The sequence below is a fragment of the Paenibacillus baimaensis genome (genome assembly GCF_025567575.1).
On the sequence record NZ_JAOQIO010000094.1, the window covers coordinates 287105 to 311436 of the forward strand.

24 protein-coding genes and 1 tRNA gene are annotated in these 24332 nt (G+C 44.9%); 19 read left to right on the top strand and 6 right to left on the bottom strand.

Annotation, left to right across the window (positions count from 1 at the left end; all coding sequences use genetic code 11):
- Positions 1-62: 62 nt before the first annotated feature.
- The 5 genes from OB236_RS25010 (at position 63) to OB236_RS25030 (ending at position 5388) form a co-directional block, all read left to right on the top strand.
- On the top strand, positions 63-1814 hold the full coding sequence (locus tag OB236_RS25010; protein ID WP_262686359.1) for a 2-oxoacid:acceptor oxidoreductase subunit alpha: 1752 nt from the start codon (positions 63-65) through the stop codon (positions 1812-1814).
- On the top strand, positions 1802-2668 hold the full coding sequence (locus tag OB236_RS25015; RefSeq protein ID WP_076232937.1) for a 2-oxoacid:ferredoxin oxidoreductase subunit beta: 867 nt from the start codon (positions 1802-1804) through the stop codon (positions 2666-2668). The genes OB236_RS25010 and OB236_RS25015 overlap by 13 nt, the downstream gene beginning before the upstream one ends.
- A gap of 77 nt (positions 2669-2745) precedes the next feature.
- Positions 2746-3315: a phosphate propanoyltransferase gene (pduL, locus tag OB236_RS25020; protein ID WP_262686360.1), complete on the top strand. Its 570-nt coding sequence runs from the start codon at positions 2746-2748 to the stop codon at positions 3313-3315.
- 92 nt (positions 3316-3407) lie between these two features.
- Positions 3408-4877, top strand: a complete 1470-nt coding sequence (miaB, locus tag OB236_RS25025) for a tRNA (N6-isopentenyl adenosine(37)-C2)-methylthiotransferase MiaB (RefSeq protein WP_262686361.1) — start codon at positions 3408-3410, stop codon at positions 4875-4877.
- A 118-nt stretch (positions 4878-4995) separates the two neighbouring features.
- Complete coding sequence (locus tag OB236_RS25030; protein WP_262686616.1) at positions 4996-5388, top strand: RicAFT regulatory complex protein RicA family protein; 393 nt, start codon at positions 4996-4998, stop codon at positions 5386-5388.
- A gap of 149 nt (positions 5389-5537) precedes the next feature.
- Here the strand turns inward: OB236_RS25030 and OB236_RS25035 are convergent, their stop codons facing one another.
- Together OB236_RS25035 and OB236_RS25040 are read right to left on the bottom strand one after the other, a co-directional pair.
- Positions 5538-5870, bottom strand: a complete 333-nt coding sequence (locus tag OB236_RS25035) for a L,D-transpeptidase (protein WP_076232944.1) — start codon at positions 5868-5870, stop codon at positions 5538-5540.
- A gap of 33 nt (positions 5871-5903) precedes the next feature.
- Entirely contained in the window at positions 5904-6359 is a 456-nt protein-coding gene (locus tag OB236_RS25040) for an Hsp20/alpha crystallin family protein (RefSeq protein ID WP_262686362.1), read from the bottom strand.
- 162 nt (positions 6360-6521) lie between these two features.
- Between OB236_RS25040 and OB236_RS25045 the strand changes: the two genes are divergently transcribed.
- The 11 genes from OB236_RS25045 to OB236_RS25095 all read left to right on the top strand — a co-directional run bounded on the left by OB236_RS25045 (position 6522) and on the right by OB236_RS25095 (position 13965).
- Positions 6522-6758, top strand: a complete 237-nt coding sequence (locus tag OB236_RS25045) for a spore germination protein (protein WP_076232949.1) — start codon at positions 6522-6524, stop codon at positions 6756-6758.
- Position 6759: 1 nt separating this feature from the next.
- A complete protein-coding gene (locus OB236_RS25050) occupies positions 6760-6966 on the top strand; it encodes a spore germination protein GerPB (RefSeq protein WP_076232952.1) in 207 nt (68 codons plus the stop codon).
- Between the two features lie 122 nt (positions 6967-7088).
- Positions 7089-7772, top strand: a complete 684-nt coding sequence (gene gerPC / locus OB236_RS25055; RefSeq protein WP_262686363.1) for a spore germination protein GerPC — start codon at positions 7089-7091, stop codon at positions 7770-7772.
- The gene (locus tag OB236_RS25060) at positions 7769-7963 is read left to right on the top strand and encodes a spore gernimation protein GerPD (RefSeq protein WP_262686364.1); all 195 of its coding nucleotides are present in this window, start codon (positions 7769-7771) and stop codon (positions 7961-7963) included. Before gerPC ends, OB236_RS25060 begins: the two co-directional genes overlap by 4 nt.
- Positions 7960-8322 carry a spore germination protein GerPE gene (locus OB236_RS25065; protein WP_262686365.1) on the top strand — a complete coding sequence of 121 codons (363 nt, stop codon included), beginning with the start codon at positions 7960-7962 and terminating at the stop codon, positions 8320-8322. Before OB236_RS25060 ends, OB236_RS25065 begins: the two co-directional genes overlap by 4 nt.
- 16 nt (positions 8323-8338) lie before the next feature.
- Entirely contained in the window at positions 8339-9085 is a 747-nt protein-coding gene (locus OB236_RS25070) for a YqjF family protein (protein ID WP_262686366.1), read from the top strand.
- A 152-nt stretch (positions 9086-9237) separates the two neighbouring features.
- On the top strand, positions 9238-10128 hold the full coding sequence (locus OB236_RS25075) for a YitT family protein (protein WP_262686367.1): 891 nt from the start codon (positions 9238-9240) through the stop codon (positions 10126-10128).
- Between the two features lie 188 nt (positions 10129-10316).
- Positions 10317-11819 carry a HEAT repeat domain-containing protein gene (locus OB236_RS25080; protein WP_262686368.1) on the top strand — a complete coding sequence of 501 codons (1503 nt, stop codon included), beginning with the start codon at positions 10317-10319 and terminating at the stop codon, positions 11817-11819.
- Positions 11820-12043: 224 nt separating this feature from the next.
- Positions 12044-12125, top strand: a tRNA-Leu gene (locus OB236_RS25085).
- A gap of 195 nt (positions 12126-12320) precedes the next feature.
- Positions 12321-12764, top strand: a complete 444-nt coding sequence (locus tag OB236_RS25090) for a MarR family winged helix-turn-helix transcriptional regulator (protein WP_262686369.1) — start codon at positions 12321-12323, stop codon at positions 12762-12764.
- A 151-nt stretch (positions 12765-12915) separates the two neighbouring features.
- The gene (locus tag OB236_RS25095; RefSeq protein ID WP_262686370.1) at positions 12916-13965 is read left to right on the top strand and encodes a hypothetical protein; all 1050 of its coding nucleotides are present in this window, start codon (positions 12916-12918) and stop codon (positions 13963-13965) included.
- A 100-nt stretch (positions 13966-14065) separates the two neighbouring features.
- Here the strand turns inward: OB236_RS25095 and isdG are convergent, their stop codons facing one another.
- The 4 genes from isdG to OB236_RS25115 are packed head-to-tail and all read right to left on the bottom strand — an operon-like array spanning position 14066 to position 17157.
- The gene (isdG, locus tag OB236_RS25100) at positions 14066-14389 is read right to left on the bottom strand and encodes a heme oxygenase (protein WP_076232964.1); all 324 of its coding nucleotides are present in this window, start codon (positions 14387-14389) and stop codon (positions 14066-14068) included.
- 1 nt (position 14390) lies between these two features.
- Complete coding sequence (locus OB236_RS25105; RefSeq protein WP_262686371.1) at positions 14391-15182, bottom strand: ABC transporter ATP-binding protein; 792 nt, start codon at positions 15180-15182, stop codon at positions 14391-14393.
- Positions 15182-16177 carry a FecCD family ABC transporter permease gene (locus OB236_RS25110; protein ID WP_262686617.1) on the bottom strand — a complete coding sequence of 332 codons (996 nt, stop codon included), beginning with the start codon at positions 16175-16177 and terminating at the stop codon, positions 15182-15184. The genes OB236_RS25105 and OB236_RS25110 overlap by 1 nt, the downstream gene beginning before the upstream one ends.
- 5 nt (positions 16178-16182) lie before the next feature.
- Positions 16183-17157: an ABC transporter substrate-binding protein gene (locus OB236_RS25115; RefSeq protein WP_262686372.1), complete on the bottom strand. Its 975-nt coding sequence runs from the start codon at positions 17155-17157 to the stop codon at positions 16183-16185.
- Positions 17158-17558: 401 nt separating this feature from the next.
- Between OB236_RS25115 and isdC the strand changes: the two genes are divergently transcribed.
- The 3 genes from isdC to OB236_RS25130 all read left to right on the top strand — a co-directional run bounded on the left by isdC (position 17559) and on the right by OB236_RS25130 (position 24327).
- On the top strand, positions 17559-18347 hold the full coding sequence (isdC, locus tag OB236_RS25120) for a heme uptake protein IsdC (protein WP_262686373.1): 789 nt from the start codon (positions 17559-17561) through the stop codon (positions 18345-18347).
- A 332-nt stretch (positions 18348-18679) separates the two neighbouring features.
- Positions 18680-19066: a cadherin-like domain-containing protein gene (locus tag OB236_RS25125; RefSeq protein ID WP_262686374.1), complete on the top strand. Its 387-nt coding sequence runs from the start codon at positions 18680-18682 to the stop codon at positions 19064-19066.
- A gap of 248 nt (positions 19067-19314) precedes the next feature.
- Positions 19315-24327, top strand: a complete 5013-nt coding sequence (locus tag OB236_RS25130; RefSeq protein ID WP_262686375.1) for an NEAT domain-containing protein — start codon at positions 19315-19317, stop codon at positions 24325-24327.
- The last annotated feature ends 5 nt before the right edge of the window (positions 24328-24332 follow it).

Consider the following 24332-nt stretch of genomic DNA (forward strand, 5'->3'; position numbering starts at 1 on the left):
TTGTTTTAAGCAAATGAGCTTTTAGGAACAATGTTTAGTGACATTTAAAGGAGTGGGCAGCGGTGATTAGCCAATTATCTTGGAAAATCGGAGGACAACAAGGAGAAGGTGTGGAAAGTACCGACAAAATATTCTCGACGGCATTGAATCGTCTTGGATATTATTTGTATGGGTACCGTCATTTCTCCTCACGAATCAAGGGGGGGCATACCAATAACAAGATCAGAATTAGCACAAAGCCTATCCGCGCTATATCTGACGATTTGGACATCCTTGTTGCATTTGACCAAGAAACAATCGATCTGAATGCTTTTGAGCTTCGTGATAATGGAGTTATTGTTGCGGATGCAAAATTTAATCCTGTTGTGCCTGAAGGCGTAAAAGCACGTTTGTTCCCTGTGCCGATTACAGCTATTGCAGAAGACTTAGGAACATCTCTATTCAAAAACATGGCTGCTTCCGGAGCATCTTGGGCGCTGCTTGGTTTGCCTTTGGAAGTATTTAATAAAGCGGTTGAAGAAGAATTTGGGCGTAAAGGTGCTGCTGTCGTAGAGAAAAATATCGAAGCAGTTCGTAAAGCGGCTGAATTTATTTTGGAACAAAATGGCGGACCGATGCTTGAATTCCAATTGGAGCCGGCAGACGGCAAGCAAAAGCTGTTCATGATCGGTAATGATGCTATTGGTTTGGGTGCGCTTACGGGCGGCTGTAGATTCATGCCGGCTTACCCGATTACGCCGGCATCGGAAATTATGGAGTACTTAATTAAAACGCTTCCTAAATTCGGCGGTACCGTCATTCAGACGGAAGACGAGATCGCAGCTGTAACTATGGCAATCGGCGGCAATTATGCTGGCGTACGTACAATGACGGCTTCAGCGGGTCCTGGTTTGTCTCTGATGATGGAAGCAATCGGCCTTGCCGGTATGACGGAAACTCCGGTTGTTATTGTAGATACACAACGCGGCGGTCCAAGTACAGGTCTCCCTACCAAGCAGGAGCAATCCGATTTATATGCAATGATTTATGGAACACATGGTGAAATTCCGAAGATTGTGCTTTCGCCGTCATCGATAGAAGAGTGCTTCTATGACACGATTGAAGCGTTCAATTTGGCTGAAATTTACCAATGCCCAGTTATTTTGCTGACGGATCTTCAGTTATCGTTAGGTAAACAATCCTGTGAGCTGTTGGATTTCAATCGGGTCAAGATTGAACGCGGAAGATTAATGACAGGTGAGCTGTCTCCAACGGAAGTTAACAAGCTGTTCAAACGTTACGAGTTTGCTGAAGACGGTATTTCGCCTCGTGTTGTGCCAGGACAGAAATACGGAATTCACCATGTTACCGGCGTAGAGCATGACCAGGAAGGACGTCCGTCCGAGAGCACTGAGAATCGTAAAAGCATGATGGACAAACGGATGGACAAACTCAAGCATGTGAAGGTTACCAACCCGATCCTTGTAGATGCGCCACACGAAGAACCAGATGTGCTCATTATCGGTATGGGCTCGACCGGAGGTACCATTGATGAGGCTAGAGGACGCCTGACTGAGAAGGGCATCGCTACAAATCATGTAACGGTCCGTTTGATGCACCCGTTCCCTGCTGAAGAACTAAGACCTTATATGGAAAAGGCCAAAACCGTCGTTGTTCTTGAAAATAACGCTACCGGACAATTGGCTTCTTTGATCAAGCTAAACGTAGGCTATGCCGATAAAATCAAAAACTTGCTAAAATACAACGGTAATCCATTTTTACCGGCAGAAATCACAACATTTTGTCAGGAGTTGAACCTAGTATGGCAACGTTAAAAGACTTTCGTAACAATATCAAACCAAACTGGTGTCCAGGCTGTGGAGATTTCTCCATTCAAGCTGCAATTCAGAGAGCTGCTGCGAATGTAGGGTTGGAGCCGGAAGATCTGGCTGTCGTTTCGGGTATCGGCTGCTCTGGGCGTATTTCCGGTTATATTAATGCATACGGCTTCCATGGTGTTCACGGACGTTCGCTTCCTATCGCACAAGGTGTTAAGATGGCTAACCGTGAGTTGACCGTATTGGCAGCAGGCGGCGATGGTGACGGCTTTGCAATCGGTATGGGACATACTGTTCATGCAATTCGTCGTAACATCGACATCACTTATATCGTAATGGATAACCAAATCTACGGATTGACCAAAGGTCAAACCTCGCCGCGAAGCGCTGAAGGCTTCAAAACGAAAAGTACACCGGCAGGCTCCATTGAATCCGCTCTTTCACCATTGGAAGTGGCACTAGCTGCAGGTGCAACCTTTATTGCTCAATCCTTCTCAAGCAACCTGAAGCAGCTGACTTCTTTGATCGAGCAAGGCATGCAGCACAAAGGCTTTTCCTTTATCAACGTATTCAGTCCCTGTGTTACCTTCAACAAGGTGAATACGTATGACTGGTTTAAAGAAAATATCGTGAACCTGGAGGAAACTCCGGACTACGATCCAACCAATCGTGTGATGGCGATGACCAAAATTATGGAGACTGGCAGCATGCTGACTGGCTTGATTTATCAAAACACAGCCAAAACCAGCTATGAAAGTCATGTTCCAGGCTTTAAAGAGCAAGGATTGGCCAATCAAAATATTCAAATTACTGAAGACGAGTTTAATAAATTGGTGGCAGAATTCAAATAATTCGATAAAGACTTTACAAGCATATGGCGATGCCGTATGCTTTTTTTGTTAATACTATGAATTGAGGTGGCTTTCACATGAATCAAGTACCCATTGGCGTATCAGCCAGACATATTCATTTATCTGAACAACACATCGAACAATTGTTCGGTGAAGGATATCAATTACAGGTATTAAAAGACTTGTCACAGCCGGGGCAGTTCGCAGCTGCGGAGACGGTTGCTGTCGTAGGACCTAAGGGACGTTTTGACAAAGTAAGAATACTGGGACCTGCTCGCAGCCAAACCCAGCTGGAAATATCGCGCACCGATGCCTTTAGCGTAGGTTTAAACCCACCGGTTCGAGAATCGGGTCACATTAATGGAACACCAGGAATCACATTGATAGGTCCTGCTGGTGAAGTAACGATTGCTGAGGGAGTTATTGTGGCAGCCAGGCATATCCATTTTCATACCGATGATGCAGCCAAATGGGGAATTGTGGACAAACAACTGCTGAGCGTCAAGATCGATGGCGAGCGCGCACTCATTCTGGAAGGCGTGATAGCCCGTGTATCTGACCAATACGCATTGGATATGCATATTGATACGGATGAGGCGAATGCTGCAGGAGCCAAGAATGGGGATATGGCCTGGATCTTATCATGAAAATAAATTGAGTTTGGGTTAACACTCATGATATAATATGTTGTCAAGGGTTCAAAATCTCTTTATTGTCAGGATAGAAGGAAGGTGCTCCATTGCCTAAAGATACGAAATACTATGAAAAGTTTTTTCAGCCGCCCTCCCTTACGGACGCGAAGAAACGGGGCAAGGAAGATATCAAGGTTCATTATGACTTTGTTATTCCCGATGAAATGCAGCAGTTCGGGAAGGACAAGTATTATTTAATTCAAACCTACGGCTGTCAAATGAATGAGCATGATACGGAAACGATCATGGGGTTGCTGGAGCAAATGGGCTATACAGCTACAGAAGATCGCCGTCAGGCTGATGTCATTCTGCTGAATACATGCGCAGTTCGCGAGAATGCCGAAGATAAGGTATTTGGCGAGCTGGGGCATCTGAAGCATTTGAAGGCTGAGAAGCCGTCACTTGTACTGGGTGTATCTGGCTGTATGTCACAAGAGGAAGCGGTTGTCAACCGAATTTTACAGAAGCATCCTTTTGTTGATTTAATTTTTGGAACGCACAATATTCACCGGCTGCCGGTTCTGCTGAAGGAGGCATTTTTCAGCAAAGAGATGGTCATCGAGGTATGGTCGAAGGAAGGGGACATTGTTGAGAACCTTCCCAAGAAGCGTGAAGGGATCAAGGCTTCCGTTAACATCATGTATGGCTGTGACAAGTTCTGTACGTACTGTATCGTCCCTTACACACGCGGTAAGGAGCGCAGTCGCCTTCCCCAGGATGTCATTGCAGAGGTGAGAGATTTGGCGCGGCAGGGCTTCCAGGAAATTATGCTGCTCGGTCAAAACGTGAACGCCTACGGCAAGGACTTTGAGGATAGTGATTATCGGTTTGCGAATTTGATGGACGATATTTCCAAGATCGACATTCCGCGTGTACGATTTACGACCTCGCATCCGCGTGATTTTGACGATCATTTGATAGAAGTGCTTGCGAAAAAGGGTAATTTGGTAGAGCAAATTCATCTGCCTGTGCAGTCGGGAAGCAATGAAATCCTGAAACGTATGAGCCGCAAATATACACGCGAGCATTATCTGAATCTGGTTGCCAAAATCAAACAGGCTATTCCTGGTGTAGGACTTACTTCTGATTTTATCGTGGGATTCCCGGGCGAGACGGAGGAGCAGTTTGAAGAGACGCTTTCTCTGGTGCGTGAGGTTCAATTTGACGGTGCCTATACCTTTATATATTCCCCTCGTGAGGGTACACCTGCTGCCAGTATGGTTGATGATGTACCGATGGAGGTCAAGAAAAACCGTTTGTACCGTTTGAATGATCAATTGGCTCAATATAGTAAAGAGGACAACGAAGGCTCGGTAGGCGAAGTTCTGGATGTATTGGTTGAGGGTGAAAGCAAGAATAACCCTGACGTATTGGCAGGACGTACTCGTAAAAATAAACTGGTGCATCTGGTTGGTCCCAAGGAATTAATTGGTAAAATTGTGCCTGTGAAAATTACAGGCTCGCAAACATGGTACATGAAGGGTGAATGGATTCCAGCTACTGCTGTTGCTCAGTAATATATCCATAGATAATCAATCAACTTTTCCATAAAAAAAGTAAGGAGCGTGACCGGCAATGTCTGGACATGACAACCACAATCACGACCATGATCAGGAGCATCTTCATTGTGATGAAATGGCACATTATACAAATACGGAGTTAATCGTACGCGAGGATATTTTGGCCAAGGCCAAAGAATTGGCTGAGCTGATTTCGACTTCCAATGAAGTACAGTTTTTCCAAAAGGCCGAAGTGCAAATTTCTTCAAACGATACGATTCAAGTATTGATCAGTGCTATTAAGAAAAAACAAAAAGAAATCGTTGCCTTCGAATCCTTCAATAATGCCAAGATGGTGGATAAGATAGAGAAAGAGATCGTCGAGCTGCAGGATCAACTGGATTCGATTCCAATAGTGAATGAGTTCCGTCAATCTCAAGAGGATATTAACTACCTGCTGCAGCTTGTCATGTCTATCATTCGTGATACGGTATCTGACAAGGTTGCTGTAGAAACAGGTTCGAAATAAACTATGTTAATTATTAATAGGATTAAATAAATAGACCACTTTGCTGACCTCGGTTGGCAGGGTGGTTATTTCTATTCACGTATGAAAATATAAATTTAACTAATACTACGCAGATTATGAGTTGTAGGAATGATGGAAGCTCGGATGGCTTATTGGCGAATTGTAACCTCTGTGCCTACGGATACCATAGAGGCGAGTGTCAGTACATCCTGATTATACATGCGTACACATCCATGTGAAACTAACTGGCCGATCGAGGCGGGGTTGTCGGTACCGTGGATGCCATAATGCGGACGAGATAGGCCCATCCAAAAAGCCCCGAAGGGTCCACCCGGATTGGGTACCTTGTTAATGATCGTGTACACGCCTACCGGTGTCTGGGTTAATACTTTACCAATGCCAATGGGAAAACCGCGTGTTACCTTATTGTCATCAAGCAGATAGAGCATCCGATCCGATAAGTCGATGATGATTCGAATCATATGTGTTCACTCCTTACCTAATAGATAGTTGCCTTATAAATACCTTACATAAATGTCATAAGCAGTTTGATTTATTTTCTGTTTACGCATTTTGATTTGCAAAATTCCGTTTTTGTACGAAGCTTTGCTTAAACGCGGGACGACAAGGCACGGCAGTTTAATATTTTGCTTTTTCACCAGAGGACTATCCTCGATGCTGACACGGTCAGCTCTTGCTCTGACGATGGGATTCGCTGGTTGGGGAAGCTTGAACTTGACGATGACATAATGATGCGTTTCGAATATTTCGGCTTTACTTTTAAGCCCGCTCAACATGCCATTCACAGGCATGGTTTTCTTCAACATTTGCTGGACGTATTCGTCCACCCATGAGGTATCTGTCAATGGAGACGTATCAGATACTTCCGGAAGTTCTGGCAGCTTAGTTCCGAGCAAGGCTTCTACTTGTTTCCAACGGGATTGTGGACTGGAACTGCCACTATGAGACATTTCGTCACACTCCTTTTCTGCCTTGATTGCTAGTAGGATATGAAGCAGGCTGGGCAGTTGACACAAGGAAATCAGCAATAACCAAATAAGAAAAGCTAAAGTGCCATCTGGGCGGCTGCCTGCATACACTACTGTAAGCATGATGAGTAAAGGAGCTTGCCGATGCCAGCGATTGTTGGAAACTTTAAAGTAGTTAACGTCGGACCTAGTTCGATCGTTCAGATTGGGGATGCCGTACAGCTTGCGCCAAGCAGTGTCTCCAAAACCTTTGCGGGCTCGGGGTCCTTTAATACAGGGGATTTTGCCAATACCCATAATGCGGTAAGCAGTACCAATACGAACGATCAAGATGTGAATGATTCCACAACTGCAGAAGCGGGCAATCAGGGGGTTGTATAATATGAATCTCGTTGTTAATCAGCATATTGTTATACATCAGCTTCGTGTAGATGCTGTGACCAATTCTTCTGTCCTGCAGATCGGCAGTGCCGGGTTGATCAAGTCCTTATCAAATATATATAATACAGGCGGCTTTACGGGGCCAGCAGAGCAATTGGCCACTGCGGGCAATGAAATATCATTGGTGCCGTTGCCCAGTCCAACCTGAATGCGGGTGAAGCCGCTGATGATCACATATATATAGGTGCCGGCTATCGTGGGTTGCTGCTGATTAATGGGCTAACACCCAGACGCGGGTTTTGGCATAGGATAGGTAAGGAGGTGTTTAGGATGTTAGTGGGTCCGCAATGGCAATTCCAGCAATTCCAGCAGTGGGTATCATATGCCAAACAGCTGCAAGCGCAGATGCAGGTGCAGATGGGTAGAATAGAACGGCTCGAAAAGGCTGTAGATGTTTTGCAAACCGAGTTAAAAGCCTGCAAGGAGCAGAAACGTATTCATATCGATAAAATCGAATATAAATTTGATCAGCTCAAAGTGGAGAAGCTCGATGGAACGATGAATATTGGAATGTCTCCCGGAGCGCTTGAAAACCTTGCTGTGAATGGAGACAATGATGATAAAAGCACCATAACATCGGATACAGGGAATGCTAATGGATTCCAAACGACAAATGGTGATCAGCCCTTTATGCCTCCGCTTGGTATTCGTGAGGATATTAGCAAGGAGATGCAGCACTTCATGGAAGAGCAGGTGCCCAAGCAGATTGATCTGCTACAGCAGCAAAGCGGCAAGCAGTTGGACGAATGGCATAGAAAAATGGTTCAGCAGGATTTAAGCAAGCAGCTTGACGGGCGGATGGACTATTACTTGCGGCAGATGAGCCAAGGTGTAACGGTGGATCAGGTGTCTTCGATCAAGGATTCCGTATTATTCCGCACCCAGCAGGATATCCGCTCAGCACTTCAGCAATATTTTCAAAAAATGCCGACTAAAGGTGGAGAAGCCAAATGAATTTTCACGTTACGAACCATGCTTTGTGCGTAGGAGATGTTCGAATTATCGGGGTATCCACCTCCTCAGTATTTCTCATTGGGGATACCCAGACCATCGTCTGCTCTTCCATATTCGATACGCCGCCTGAATCCGTCTCGTCGGGTCCGTTAACGCCACTACCTCCTGAAGAGGAGGAGAAAAGTGAATGAGCCGTTGGTCTATAGTTCGGCAAATGAATATAACTAACATTTCGTTGGCGTCTATTTTACAAATAGGGGATAATGAGTCTATAAAGTCAAAAACTAAAGCATTGGCAGTGCAGCGGCAGGTAGCGACTTTTCAGGAGAATGAGGGAAATCTGGAAGCTTATCAGCTATTCAGCCGTATTATACCCATCCCTGAGGTGTATGAGCAGGTGGATATGAAGGTGGAAAATCTATGCGATTACATCCAGGTCAACTGTATTCGTGTACTGGCGGTCTCCACCTCCTCTATTTTGCAGGTTGGGTCGAACTGCCAAATAGAAAATGAAGCCAGAGTTAAGCATTTCCGTCAGTTTGTCACATAAAAAGAGGAGTGATCGGATGAAGGTGCTGCTGGCCACACAATCACATCGTCCTTGGCCGCTGCCGAATGGACCTTGGGTTATGAAGCAAACCTGGGTAGGATTGTTGTTTGCCCATTGGCCGGTTCCTTATGAACAGCTGCGGCCAATGGTCCCCCAGGAGCTTGAGCTGGAAGTTTATGACGGTTATGCATGGGTAGGTGTAGTTCCATTTTCAATGGAAGGAATCAGAATGAGGGCGATGCCCGAAATTCCATACACCAATCAATTCGCCGAGCTGAATGTAAGGACCTACGTTAAGGTAGGGGACAAGCCAGGTGTGTATTTTTTTAGTTTGGATGCGGCGAGCAAAATAGCCGTCGAAGCGGCGAGACTGTTATTTTACTTGCCTTATTACCATGCGGACATGGAAGCCAAGCAAGTCGAAGAGCAAATTTATTACAAGAGTGTCCGTAAGGACAAGCGAGGCGCGCAGGTTGCTTTTGAAGGCAGCTATATGCCGGTATCAGCACCTTTTGCAAGCACGAAGCAATCCTTCGAGCATTGGCTGACAGAGAGATATTGTTTGTACAGCATGAATGCGAATCATCATATTTACCGTGGAGATATTCATCATCTGCCTTGGGAGCTGCAGCTTGCAGAAGCGGAGATCAGGACCAATATAATGGCTAGCGGTCAAGGCATTCAATGTGCTGCAAGGAAACCGCTGCTTCATTATGCCAATAAATTGGACGTGCTTATATGGCCGCTCACCAAGGTTCTGTGAAAAAAAGTGGGCAAGTTCATTTGCAAAAATGCATACATTAACTTACAATATAAGAATAGCTTATATATGAATTGAGTTATGTTTTCGTTTGAAGGTTGAGTGGGGGCCTGATCACAATTCATTTAGCAAACACGACAGGAGGAAACCAATGTATGATTGATCATTCTTCTCAGCAAGGGGTCCAACAGCACACCCAATTATCCAAAACAAAGCTGCTCATGAAAATACTTTTTATGACGCTTGGTGCTTCTTTGGTCGCTGTGGGACTGGAAATTTTTCTGGTTCCGAACAAAATTATTGATGGTGGTATTGTCGGTGTCTCGATTATTGCCTCGGCCTTATCCAGCTTGCCGCTCGGTGTTTATCTGGTTCTTTTCAATTTACCGTTTCTGTATCTAGGCTATAAGCAAATAGGTAAGACGTTTGCATTTTCGACTCTATTTTCTGTAATTATCATGTCGATCGGTACATCGCTGCTTCACCCGGTGGCACCACTAACGATTGACCCGCTGCTCGCGTCGGTATTTGGCGGGATTATCATTGGGGTAGGGGTAGGATTGGTTATTCGTTCAGGGGGATCCCTGGATGGAACGGAGATCGTTGCGATTCTAGTAAGTAAAAAAAGCCCGTTCTCAGTTGGCGAAATTGTCATGTTCTTTAACTTATTTATACTGGCAAGTGCGGGCTTTGTATTCGGATGGGATCATGCGATGTATTCCTTGATGGCGTACTTTATCGCTTTTAAAATGATGGACATCATTATCGAGGGCTTTGACGAGTCCAAATCGGTGTGGATCATAAGTGAAAGTTATCAAGCCATCGGTGATATCATTACAGCGCGGCTTGGGCGTGGTGTCACATTTTTGAATGGTGAAGGCGGGTTTACTGGTGATTCCAAAAGAATTATCTTTTGTGTAATCAACCGTTTGGAGGAAGCCAAGCTAAAATCGATTGTTGAGGAAGTTGATCCGCAAGCGTTTCTGGCGATTGGTAATATTCATGACGTTAAGGGCGGCAGATTCAATAAGAAAGATATTCATTAATGATATTGATATAAAGATGATCCCATGGGCTTATGCCTGTGGGATTTTTTTGTTAAAACAAGCTTAGTATTGTGCAAATTTAGGTGATGATTGTGAATTTATCTATGGCTGACGCAGTTCTATAATAAGTTGCAGATGGTGAATTCATTCATTTATTGTGGACTTAATCATGTATAGGAGGCTGAACGATGGGGGATTTACAATTGTTAACGGATGCGCAGATGCGCCAGTTTGTTACGGAGGGTTATGTATTTTTGAAAGCGGATTTTGCTGATGAATTCCATGTGAAGCTGAGTGAAACCTTGGATCAGGTATATAAAGAGGAAGGCAATCCGGGTAACAATATTTTGCCGCGTATTCCGGATTTGGCTAAGGTATTCGATCATCCGGTGATCTCCGGTGCGCTTAGCAGTGTGCTGGGTGAAGATTATATGATGCATCCGCACCGTCATGGACATTTTAACCGAAACGCGGAAGCGGGTGGTTGGCACAAGGACAGCTACTGGGGCCATTACAAAATGCGCAATCATCATCCCTGGTGGGCGATGATCTTCTATTATCCGCAGGAAGTGACGCTGGATATGGGGCCTACCGGAATTATGCCTGGTACACAGTGTTATCAAACCAGGACCTTTGCCGAGAATGAAACACAAGAAGAGCGGAAAGCGACTGGCCGCGCGGGAACTTTTGCTTTGGTGCATTATGATATATGGCATCGGGCCAATGCTAACATCGCCGGTAAGGATCGTTACATGCTTAAGTTCCAATTCATGCGCAGACTAGCACCAACTAAAGCCAGCTGGGATCATCATGAAGATGCTGACACTTGGGTAAATCCGGAATCCTACACCTCTCCCATATATGAGCATGAAGTGATTTGGCGGGATACGTGGAATTGGCTGCTTGGCAAAGAGAACGATGTGACACAGAGTGATGCTTCACAGGAGCAGCTTGCAGGCTGGTTGAACGAGTTAGAAAGTGAAGATAAGGCGATTCGCGTGCGAGCGGCTGATCAATTGGGCTTGTCAGGTAATGGATCGAATGAAGTAATTAACGGCTTGACTCAAGCTTTGAATGATGCCTTTGAGCCTGTGGCATTGAATGCTGCTTACGGATTGGCTCGTCTTGGCGAAGCGGGAATAGATCAATTACTTAAGGCATTGCTAGATGATTCGGTTCACGTATCGCGTGCGGCTGCCTATGGAGCGTCATCAGCAGGTAAGGCGACTGTGAAAGGGCTTATGCATATTTTGGATAGCAACAATGTTCAAGCAGTGGGCTGCGCGGTGTTTGCGCTAGGTGAGATGGGGGAGGCAGCGACTGAAGCGGTACCGAAGCTGGTGGAGCTTATGCATGCTCAGAATGAAATTGTCCGCAGGAACGCGGTCGAGGCGATTGGTCTCATAGGAAGTGCATCCGAGCCATCTGTTAAGGGACTTGAGCTTGGTATTCAGGATGCGGACGACCAAGTGCGGTTTATGGCGGGGATGGCTCTGACCAAAATGGGCTCGAAGGCTCAAAACGCAATACCGGTTATTGCTCATGCTTTGAATGATGAGAACCGATATGTACGTGCGACAGCTGTTGATGCTCTATATAGTATGAATACGGATAAGGCTAAGGATATTTTGTTGAAATTTCTGCGAGACTCCCGCTGGTGCGCAAGCACGACACCAAATAGCACATTCTAGGGTGGATTATCATAAAGCGGAACTACTAGATAGCCCCTCCTGTTCGTTGGCAGGCAGGGGCTATTTCGTGTGAAAGGCTTGCCATCATTAACTAATATGCGGCCCCTTGCTATTGTGTCAGCAAATATGATATAGTCTAATTCGGTCATGAGAAAGTGTAAGCGCAGCGCTTGGCATATAGCTCAGACTGATGAAATGGTAATCCTCGTCATTATTGTGAATAAGCGGTCGTGGTGGAACGGCAGACACGCTATCTTGAGGGGGTAGTGTCCCATGGACGTGCGGGTTCAAATCCCGCCGACCGCATATAAAGAAAAAAGTCTTGTATATCAAGGCTTTTTTTGTTTTTTAGACTAACAATTTAAGTTAGTTTTTACTGGCTAAATATATGTAAAAACAGGCTTATACGTTCAACTCTTTTTCCTCACGTCTTGTCTTGTGCTCTTATTTAGGATATTGTATATTATGATTAGAACACTAACTGTGGGGAGTCCATACGAAATGTCAGATAAACTTTCTATAATGTCTCGCATAGGTGTCAATTTCCTAACGTGGCAGCGATATTTACAAAAGCAGCTTGTACCTCATCAAATCACATTAAAGCAGCAGTATGTACTGCGCAAACTTGTCGTTAAAACGGGTCTAAACCCTTCGCAAATTGCTGAGCTGCTTTACTGTGATCGTCCTACCGCAACCGTCATTATTAACAACATAGAGCGGCAGCGCTGGGTTAGAAAGAGTAAGGATTCGACAAATAGAAAGATGGTTAACATTGAGATCACGGAGGAAGGACGAGACAAGCTAGCGTCTTTGAACCAAGCGCTGCAAGAGGAGGAGAAGTTTGATCCTTTATCTTGTTTCACGGAGGAAGAAAAGCTACAGCTGAGCACGTTGTTAAACAAGATGACCAATCATCTACAACACATTAAGAATAACCCCGAGTAAATTTTTTGTATCATAGTTAGAATTCTAATTATTTTTTTTGTTGGATGAAGAGGCGGGTTTAGTGCGTGGTACACTGCTGTTTATTGAAGGAAGATACATATGGCAGTAAGTTAATGGTAATATTTTACATTCAGAATTGGAGAGAGTTTAAATGACAGTATTCATCCACACTGAAGCTTTACCACCTGGTCGGGCACATCTCGTCGAGAACTTAATTCAAGACATTATTTCACTTCATCCTGGTATCGACGGATTTATCCTGACGGGTTCCATTTGGAATCCAGACACTCAATTGCCCCATTCAGATATTGATATTAATTGGCATGGTACCAAAAACGATAGCATCAACGATCCGCGTCTGAATCCACATAGTATCTTTCAGGAGGCGGGAATTACGATAGAGATGGCCAATTATTTTTGGGGAGATTTGTCACGACCTGAGACCATGCGTCTTTCGGTTATTGTATCTTTGAACCGTGCTCACATTTTGTGGGAGAAAGAAGGCAGATTCTCCAATCCTCAGCAACAAACGCGAGGGCTGCTGCGAAATGCGCAATGGGTAGAGGCAGCGATTGAACGATCCTTATCGGAGTTGACCGTACATGCGAATAATTGGTTAGACCCTATATATTGCAAGAATAATAAAGATAATCATCATGCATTTGACTTTGTAAGAACGGTTGTTGGCCCGACGGTGGGACTGCTGGATTCAATAGACTTGCGCCCGCCTAGCGCTGCGCGCAAAGGATTGATGGAAATAACCCAAACCAGTCTATTGTGCGGCTTGCCTGATGTTAGTGAATCGATATTGCGTTGTTTGGGAGCGGATGCGATAACGGCTGTAGAGGTTGAAGAATGGAATCGGCTGTTGAGTGATTTATATTCCCATGTAGCCAGTCTGTGCCCAGAGGTTCAATTAGTTAAGCGTGAGTACCATGTTCTCGGCATTCAGACCATGATCTCCATGGGCTATCCAAGGGAATGTATTTGGCCGCTTTGGCGTGGATTTATCGATTGTAAACAATTGCTGAATGGTGTTTCTCCAAGAGGAGAAGAAGCATTCGTGCAATTTGCAGAAAGATTACAAGTGCACACAGCCGAGGATATAGGTGAGAAAGCGGTACAATATGCAGCCATTGTGGAGAGACTACAGAGCCAACAGAAGAAGCTTTCAGATCATCTTCTGAGTAAGCTGAAGTAATTGGCTAATCTGAAAGTTAGTATTTTGCTGGAGAAACATGTATAAAAGATCCTCTCCTGTAGGAAAGGATCTTTTATGTATAACTTGATAACTTTACATATTATTGAGCAGCAGCAATCGGCTGTCTGACGATTTTTACTTCATAGAATGAAATTTTATTGGAGACGATATATTCCGGAATTTCCCTACCGTGGGCATGCGACTCTTTAAAGGCATCACTTTTTGTCCATGCATGGAAATCCTCTTTTTTCTCCCAACGGGTAACGACCGTAACCTCATCGTGTTCCTTCGTGTTTTCAGTCAGCAGCACTTCCAATCCCAAAAAGCCGCTCATGTACTCCACTTTACCGATCTTGTCGAAACGCTCGATCAGCAAGTGGGCGTTTCCTTTCGTAATTTGCGATGTGTTTGTAATAATAATCATATTATAGCCTCCTAGAGTTTGATAATGTTTTTAAAGGAATAATGACGGGATAGTCGTCTTCAAATCTGACTTTTGCCTGAACGTTATAAATACTTTCCAAAAAATGTGATGAAATAATCTCAGTCGGTTTGCCCGTTTCCGCGATCCTTCCATTTTTCATGGCGATTATGTAGTCACAATAGTGGGCTGCCTGCTGGAGGTCGTGAAGCACCATAACGATGGTTATTCCGTAATCCCGGTTGATGGTTTGCAGCATTTCCATCAAATCCAGCTGGTGGGCAATATCCAGGAATGTGGTAGGCTCATCCAGCAAAATAATCGTCGTTTTTTGTGCTAATGCCATAGCAATGCGTGCTTTTTGCTGCTCACCACCAGACAATGTATGGAACATTCGGTCTTCATGTTTTTTGGTCCCGGTTGTTTGCATAGCCCAGTCCACAATTCCGTGGTCTTCGTCGGTCATGCGATCAAACAACCGTTTATAGGGAGCTCTGCCGTAAGCGACAAGCTCCTTGACTGTCATCTCGGGCAGCCCGTTTTTCGACTGGGTGAGCATGGCAACGGTTTGCGCCATTTCAGCCGATTTGTAAGTATGCGCCAGTTTGCCGTTTATCTTCACAGTTCCCGAATCGGCTTCAAGCAACCGGGTTATGATTTTCAGCAGCGTTGATTTACCAGAGCCGTTCGGACCGACGATGGCAGTCACGTTTCCTTTTGGAATCGATACGGTGATATGCTGCAGCTGAAACGCGCCTACATCAAGCTGGATTCGGTCAGTAAGGATTGCCGACATTATACGATTCTCCGTTTCTTGAGCAAATATAAAAAGAACGGGGCGCCCAGGCAGGCCAGCAGTATACCAACAGGAAGCTCCAGGGGATCGAACCATGAACGAGCAATCGTATCGGACAACACGACAAGTACGGCGCCTCCAAGCATCGACAGTGGCAGCAAATAGCGGTAATCCTCTCCTGTAAGCAGGCGGATAGCATGCGGCACCACTAAACCCACAAAACCGATAAGACCGGCAACACTGACAGCAATTCCAGATAAAAAAGCAGCCAACAGGATTAGCAGGACTCTGTGCATCTCAATCTTCATACCGAGCAGCTTGGCTGAATCATCCCCCAGCAGCAGCAGGTTGGCCGATTTGATTGTCAACAGCGACAGCAAAAGCCCAATGATCGCATACGGGGCCATAAATCCAAGATGGTGCCAGCTTCGTCCACTTAGTCCCCCTGCCAGCCAAGGCAAAACGGCTTGAACGCGATCACTGTAAAATACCATGATGCCGTTCATGACAGCCCCGAGCAGCGCATTAATTGCAACACCAGCCAAAATGATTTTCAGTGGTGACGAGCCTTTATCCCAGGCAAGACCGTAAATGAGCAGTGCAGTCGCAAAAGAGCCGACAAAGGCGAGAGGCGGCAGCAAATAGCTGAACTGTGGCAGTACGATCATAGTGATGACGGCTGCCAAACCACCGCCAGCGGATACGCCGATAATTCCCGGGTCAGCCAAAGGATTTCTCATCACACCTTGCAGCAGCGCACCGGAGACCGCCAGACATGCACCCGTTAAAATCCCGATTAATACACGGGGCAGCCTTAGATTCATGATGATTTTTTCGTGAATCGGTTGTCCGCCGTTGGTGAATACCGCCCATATGTCTCGAAGCGATATCGGTACCGAGCCATAGGTCAAGCCGTAGAAGGAGACAATGATAAGAAGAACGGGAATAACAATGATGATCAGCTTTCTTCTGGAGCTTCGCTGCTTTTGATTCATCGTTGTCACTTGGCCGCCTGCAGCCGTTTGCTCATCAGATCGAGTGCCTCGACAACTTTGGTGCCGGGATTCGTGCCGAACAGGTCAGCGGGAAGTATCTCAATATGGTTGTTCTTCACGGCATCTAGACTGCTCCAGGCCGCATTTTGCTGCATCTCTTTCATAAATCCATCCTTCACTTTCTCCGGGCTTCCATGGGTCATAATAACGATCAACTGCGGATTTGATTTCATTATCTTCTCAGTATTCACCTGCGCATACTGGGGATAATTGTCAAGCTTGGGGTAGTCTGCGGCAATATTTTCACCACCGGCAGATACGAGTATATCGCCACTTAATGAATTGTTAAGAGCGGCCATATAGGTGCCCGGTGCCCCATACACCATCAGTACCCTCGTTTTAGCTGTACTTGGAGTGGTTTTGAGCTCCTGCAATTTTTGATCAATGGCTTGAGTTAACTCCTTGGCCTTGTCTTCTTTCTGCAGCAGCTGACCGAACAAACCGATTTGCTTCTTGATGTCATCAATCGAATTGGCGCTGGTCAATACCATCTTGGAGCCTACACCCTCAACACCCGGTATATCTTTGGTATTCAACGGATGATTACCGAGTACAACATCCGGACTGAGGAGCGCGATCTTTTCCAGATCAAGCCCATGTGTGGAACCAACCTGTTCTACACTTTGGGCCGCTTGCAGCGCTGCGGGAACTGTTGCGGTTGGGCGTCCTACCAGCGTCCCCCCTAGCGCATAGACGATATCCATTTCACCGTTTGCTAGAGCGACAATTTTTTGAGGTGCGCTGGGAAAGGTTATGCTGCGGTCGGCAAAATCCTTGATAATTAGGGTACTCCCCTTCGATGGGGTAGAACCTTCTTTCACACCCGGCGCAGACCCAAGGTCCGCAGACGGAGCCGATGCACAGGCCGTTAGTCCGTTGAGGGCAGCGGCCAATACAAGCATCAGCAAAGGTTTTCTCATAAAAAAAGCGTCCTCCTATTCAGAATTCAATAGCAAAAAATTAGAACAAATGATAATATGGGAAACGAGTAGCGTTGCCCCTTCACAAGGAGAATGATAATCAATCTCATTATCGTTGTCAATCGTTTTGTGGCAATTTGTTCCAAATTTATATTGGTGGATATGGATTGACAAGGCAGAGCGTAGTAAGCTATCATCAAATTTGTATTATTTTTCCACCGGTATCATATTGTGAACATATGAGTACATAAGGGGGCTGATACCATAAATTCAATCTGATAAACCGATTATCGGTTATTTTTTTGTGTTTACATTGATAATGATTATCGGTATCATTGAATTGAATCTACAGCCAAAAGTGAGTATTTATTAAGTTTTATTATCGAGAAGGAGATTAGATTGTGAAAACAAGTTGGCGATTGCAAATTGTATGCTTTACAGTTCTCAGTATGTTGATGTTGTTTAGTCTGCCTAAAGCGGAGGCTGCATTGGCGGATGGTACGTACACGTTAAATTACACGGTAACCAAAGCGGAAAATGATTCCGCATCGATGGCAAATGATTATTTCGAAAAGCCTGCAACTGTATTTGTGAAAAATGGCCAGATCGAAATGCAGCTTACTATCAATCACAGCAAATGGGTGACTCAGTTTAAGGTGCAGAACAATACGAGCTTTACAGATGCGAAAATCATTAGTAGTGACAGTGCTGAAGACAAGAGAGCCACCCGTTTTCAAGTTGCTGATTTGTCCAAGCCGATTATTTCAAAAATTCATGTCACTGTTGAATCCATCGATTATGACCATGATTATACGATTCGTTTTTTGGTGGACGAAAAAAGCATTAAAAGTGTAGCAGCGGACAGTTCGGCAGCCCCCAAGGCGGAAGCTCCGGCCACTTCGGCCTCAACAGCATCTCCCCAAAGCAATCCTGCAGCAGCTGTGTCCAGCGTAAGCACTACCGCTCTATCCAAGGTAGTGACTCCGGCACCAAAGTCACCAGCGGTCGAGGCTTCGGCGAAGGACTCGTCCAATAAAACTGCAGAAGCTGGCGACTCCACAGGCTCGCGTAGTCAAATAACAAATCCCCAGACTGGAGATACGGCTCCGGTTGTTTTACTGACTGTTCTGCTGTTATTGTCAGGTTTATACCTAGGGTATACAGTAAAAACAAGAAGATCCGGCAGGTAAATCAATAAAAAATTAATGATTGACATAATATTTTATTTATGTATAAAATTGGGTTGTCGGTGGACGCTGTACACGTTATCGACGAAATGAGTAAAAGAGGTGCCTGCTTATAACGCGGTAATCAAGTACCTCAGTCGCAGAAGTTTTTTTTTACATCATTGTTGATAATGATTATCATTATCTTTAAACTTACTTTTCTGTGGCACCCATAATTGCATTCAGGAAAGGGGGATCGAAGAGGGAAATTCATTTGAAAGCAAGAATAACAGTTGCCGTCGTTCATTTGTAGCAAATTACAAACTAAACCAAATTATCTAAGGGAGTGTTTACTAATGATGAGATCCATGAAAAAATCCGTTGTATCGATGCTAGCTCTGTTCGTACTGGTGTTTGCTCTGGCTGTTCCTGCTTTCGCTGCTGCTTCCAACTATCAATTTTTGGATTCATCCGGAAATCCTTCTTCTCATGCTAATTCATTCACTTCGGATGCAGTTATTACCGGATCATCCGTTAAAGTCTCCTATGACAGCTCTGTTGTTACTGGCTTAAAGGTAGATAGCGGTTCTGGTTATGTAACTATTACTCCTGATACATCAGTATCTGGTGTCATTTCGTTCACGTTTACTGTTGCTGATTTCACTGAGACTCTGCCTGTGAAGCTTGGAATTAATGCTGGTCCTCATAGTGGAGATATGGATTTATTTATTGAATGGCTGTAGGACTAACACAGTAGCTATCAATAGCTGCTAACCCTGTACGGAGTAAAGAATGGCTTGCATGTATTGGAGCCGTTCTTTACTCATGATGTTATCCATCTACATATTTACGAGGTAATTTTGATTAACAAGGAAGATTAAGTTTTTGCATTTAAGTCGATAATGACATTTTTATTCTTATACAATACAAACAAAACAAAGCAGAATTCAAAAATATGATTCATATAGAATGTTTAAGGAGTGTAATTGAATTGACCAAATCATTCAGGAAAACAATGGCAATACTGATCGCCTTCGTTTTATTGCTGTCTGCCCTACATATAGGACCGGTTTCGACGGCCGACGCTGCGACTCTAGTAGCTGACGGGGAATACCCTATTGCCTATAGATACATCAAGAACGGAACCACGGAAACCTCAGCTGCCAACTTTTTTATGATACCGAATACAGGGAAATTAATTGTAAATAATGGCAAGGCGAAGCTGGAGCATGAGATTAAAAAGACGGACTATACTGCATTTGCCTACCTTGGTTCGCGAATTGCAGGTAAGGATAAGGCAACAATCAAAGAAGAAGCGGGTAAAACACCCGTTATTACTGGTATAGAAGGTTATCAGCCCGTAACAACCAGGCAAGCTGCTGATGCCAACAACATCGTAGTACAAGTGGATATTGAGGATATCGGCAAAATACAGGATATCTTAATGCATATTGACGACAAGCAAAATATTTTTAATATGAATCCAACGTATAACTATTGGTACAACGTGGGATTAGAATTGGATATTAGCAAGCTGGAGACGACAACTCCTGGAGCAGTTGTTAACAAGGAAAGCTTGAAGCAACTGATTATTGAAGCTGAAGCGTTTAAAGCAGCAGCTAAAATATCCGGAACTGCCGAAGGAGGAGGAAGCACGGTTTCATCCGACGGGGAATACGATTCTACAGTTATTAGCACGCTTACTAGTAAAATTACAGACGCTGCGACTCTTAGAGATAACACCAACGCTACTGCTGATAGTGTAGTTACTGGATACAATACGTTAAAAACTCAATTTGATATTGCAAAAGCACAACAATATCATGCTTCGGCAGCTACCAATATAATTGTACTGGATACACTTAGTGCAACTACTACACGTTCTGTTTATTCTAATGATTTTAAGCAAACAGCCATCTTGCTGGAACAAAAAGTAGCTCCTTATTATAAGACCTACGCTAATATCACGTTTTTAAATCCTGCAGGCCAAATTGCTATACAACGCTCGCAGCCTAATTCAGCAGGATTATATGGAGCTCTTAATTTTACAGATGCGCCATTGGTAAACAGCAGTTCAGATACGAATAATAAAACTTTACAGATATACACAAGACATCCTTCTGCGGATGATTCCAAATGGCAAGGTTTCACATGGTTCAATTACACGGTTAACAGTGTAACTAAAAATGTCTACATCAGCTACAACGCCGATCAGCTTACGGCTTTAAATGCTTCCATTACTGCTACCAAGCAGTTGAATAGTTCAGCTGTAGTAGGTACTGGAATCGGGCAATATCCCGCAAGTGCCAAGACCAAGCTGCTGCAGGCAATCGGTCTTGCAGAAATTGTTGGAAACAATCTAGCTGCTCAAAGGCCGCAAATAACAGCGGCTGTAAAAGCACTACAAACTGCAGTTGATGCTTTCAAATTGACAGCTGTACACACGATATATTACTCAACCGTTCATGCAACAAACAATGCTTTCTCCGCTATGGAAAGTTATTTGGCGAAGCCGGCGACTCTGACCACGGAAGAGGATGGCTCGGTTTACGCATCCTTAACGGTAAATAACAGTGCATCGGTTCCTGAAATCAAGATCAAGCAAAATGGTAGTTTCGTAGATGCAATTACTGTAAGCTCGGATCCCACAGCTAATAAGAAAATTGTTAAATTTAAAGTCGACAATTTATCAGCACTCGTCGATGCCCAAGTGCGTACAGTGGTGCCTGCACAGAATTATGATCAAACCCATAGTATTCGTTTGAACTTTAACAATGTGGATAACAGTGCGCTATCGCAAGCTATAACTGCTGCTTCCGCTTTTAATAAAACAGCAGCAGCAGGCACAGAGCCGGGCCAATATCCCGCAGTGGCCAAAACTGCTATACAGTCAGCCATTGACACGGCCAGTTCTGAAGCGTCCAACTTAAATGGTACACAAGCACAGACGGCAACAGCACTGCTCGCTTTGCAGCAAGCTTTGGCTAAATTCAAATTATCAGTTGTTGCCGCACCTGTTGATTTAGCAGACGGTGACTATCCGATTAACTTTACGATTTACAAAAAAGGCACTAATGAAAATTCAGTTATGTATGACTACGTAGATAAAACAAGCGGGAAATTAACGGTTGCTGCTGATAAAAGGTATGTTTCCTTTGTTTTAAAGCAAAGTGAAGAAATCAAATCGTTTAAGACCGAGAATGCTGGCGTTTTGGCGGAAACGGAAATCGTGAGTATTGATCCTGTTAACAACACACGTTTGATTAAATTCGAAGTCAATAAAGACTTGACTAAGAGATTAAACGGCTGGGTTAAAATTTATTGGCAAGTAAATCCAACATTTTTGTATGACAATGAGTACGATGTCGAGATTGGGTTTAGCGATGCACCAGCAGCAAGCGCGCTGAATTCTCTGATTGCCAGCGTCCAGGAAGCACATGACGCAGCCATCGAGGGAAGTGCGGGTGGTCAATACCCGGCAGGCACCAAAAGTACGCTGCTGGCAGCGATTCAACAAGCCAAGGCTGTAGCTGCCAATTTGACGGCAACGCAGCAGCAGCTGAATGATGCCAAAACTGCTCTGCAAAGTGCATTCGAACAGTTCCAGGCGTTGGTCATTAACGTATCGGGAACTTTGCCGGATGGGGATTACCAGTTGAGCTATAAGATTTATAAAAAAGGGACCGATGAGGCTTCCGTTATGTACGACTATGTAGACAAGACCAGCGGTAAGCTGACGGTTCAAGGCGGTAAAGCAATCGCGTCGTTCGAATTGAAGCAAAGCGCTGAAATTACCAGCTTCAAAACGAAACAGAATGGAGCACTAACTGAAGCGGTAGTGGTGAGCAGTGATGCGACGAAAAATACAAGAGTTGTACAATTCGAAGTGGCTGATTTGACAAAGCGGTTGGACGGCTGGGTCAAAATCTACTGGCAGGTAACACCGACCTTCCTCTATGACCATGAATACGATGTAGAAATCGGGATCACGGGCATTACAATTGATTTGACGAAGCCAGTTAAGGACGGTCAATACAGCTTCGGATTCTCAGCTACTTCCGATAATCCTGGGGCGGCCCCGATAGGCAATTATGTGGAAAATGCGGGCAGCCTGAAAGTACAGAATGGTAAGAAAACAGCGACCTTTAAATTAAAAAGCGGTGTAACCGCCAAGAAAATTACGCAATACAACTCTGACGGAACCTTTAAGAAAGAGATTACACCGCAGTATGCAGCCAAACAGTCAGGTATAGTGAAAGTGTTGGCGAATGATACTACGACCAGCTTACAGCTGGAAGTCGATGATTTGACTGCTATATATGCTCTTGCACTGGCGGCTGCTGACGGAACGGAAACAACCTATAAGCTGCAGTTCAGCACTGTTTCTCCAGTAAGCGCGATTACACCGGATCCGGTTAATCCAGGTACAGGTGGTGGCGGTACTGGAGGAACGGGCGGCACAGGTGGTACCGGAGGTGGCGGCGGTGGTGTCGTGTCCAATCCGGTCCTTGACGGTAAATATACGGTAAACTATAAGATTTTAAAATATGAAACCGATCAACGTTCAGTGATGCAGGATTACGTAATCACACCAGGACTTTTGACCGTTCAGGGCGGCAAGCAATATTTTTCATTCACGCTCAAGCAGAGCAAGGAGATTACTTCGTTTAAGACGGATAGCGGTGGTTCATTGACTGATGCTACTGTGATCAGCAGGGATGATGTCAACAATACCCGGGTTGTACAGTTCGAAGTGAAGGACTTGTCATCGAAGCTCAAAGGGTGGGTAAAAATCGACTGGGCGGAAATGAATTATTTTCACGAGTACGATATAGATATTGCTTTTGATAAATCAAGCATGACGAAGGTTAGTGCAGATACAGTGCTTGGTGGCGGTGCGGGTGCGGCTATCGCATCGCTCAAAGACGGAGAATATGATCTGGATTACAAAATGCTGCAGTATAAAAACAGCCTTGAATCCAAATATAGCAATGTGGTCGCGTATCCTGCCAAGCTTGTAGTCAAGGGCGACAAGAAAAGCGTGAAGCTGACGATAACCAAGCATAAGCTGGTGGACGATTTCAAGGTAGAGGAAGATCAAGCTGTTGCTAACAAATCCGGTACCGAAACAACGATGCAAAAGGTACTTCAAGCGGCAGCAGTATTAAGCAAGGACGAATCGGCGGACTCACGCGTTGTCAGCTTTGAACCTAAGGATTTGACTGCGCCTATCCATGCTCAGCTTAGTCTCATTGTGCCTCATACAGAAGAAGAGCTGCAGAAGCACCAGGACGAGGTGGATAAAGCTCAAAAAGCGGAAGAGGGATATGTTCCGACACTAAAGAAAAAGGTTGAATTGGAAGATATCGATCTTGTGTTCGATATCGAGGCACTTGGCAACAAGGTAAGTGCACAGCCGGATCAAGCTGCAACTAACCCGAACGGTGGTACACTGCCAGCTTCCGGTTCCAGCTTTGGTGATCTTCAGAATCATTGGGCCAAGGCGTCCGTAGAGCGTGCCTTATCACTTGGTATCGTCAACGGGTACGAGGATGGAAGCTTCCGTCCTAACGGTGAGATCAGCCGTGCCGAATTTACTGTGATGATGGGTCGTACACTTAAGCTGGAGGGCAGCGGTACAGAACTTAACTTTGCCGATAACAATAACATCCCAGTATGGGCGAAGCCTTACTTGGAACAAGCGGTTGGAGCTGGAATTATTAGCAGCTATGAAGACCGCACATTCCGTGCTGATCGGAAAATTACACGCTCGGAAATCGCAGTTATGGTTGCACGGGCATTAAAGCTCCCTCTTGATACCAATGAAGCACCAACATTTGCAGATGTACGGCAAATTCCGGACTGGGCTTCTGCCCCGGTTGCGGCTGCAGCCAAGAAAGGAATTATTAACGGCAGGGATAACAACCTGTTTGCTCCACAGGATCAAGCGACAAGAGCGGAAGCTGTCACACTGATTCTGGCGATGTTGGATCACGCCAAGTAAGTCAT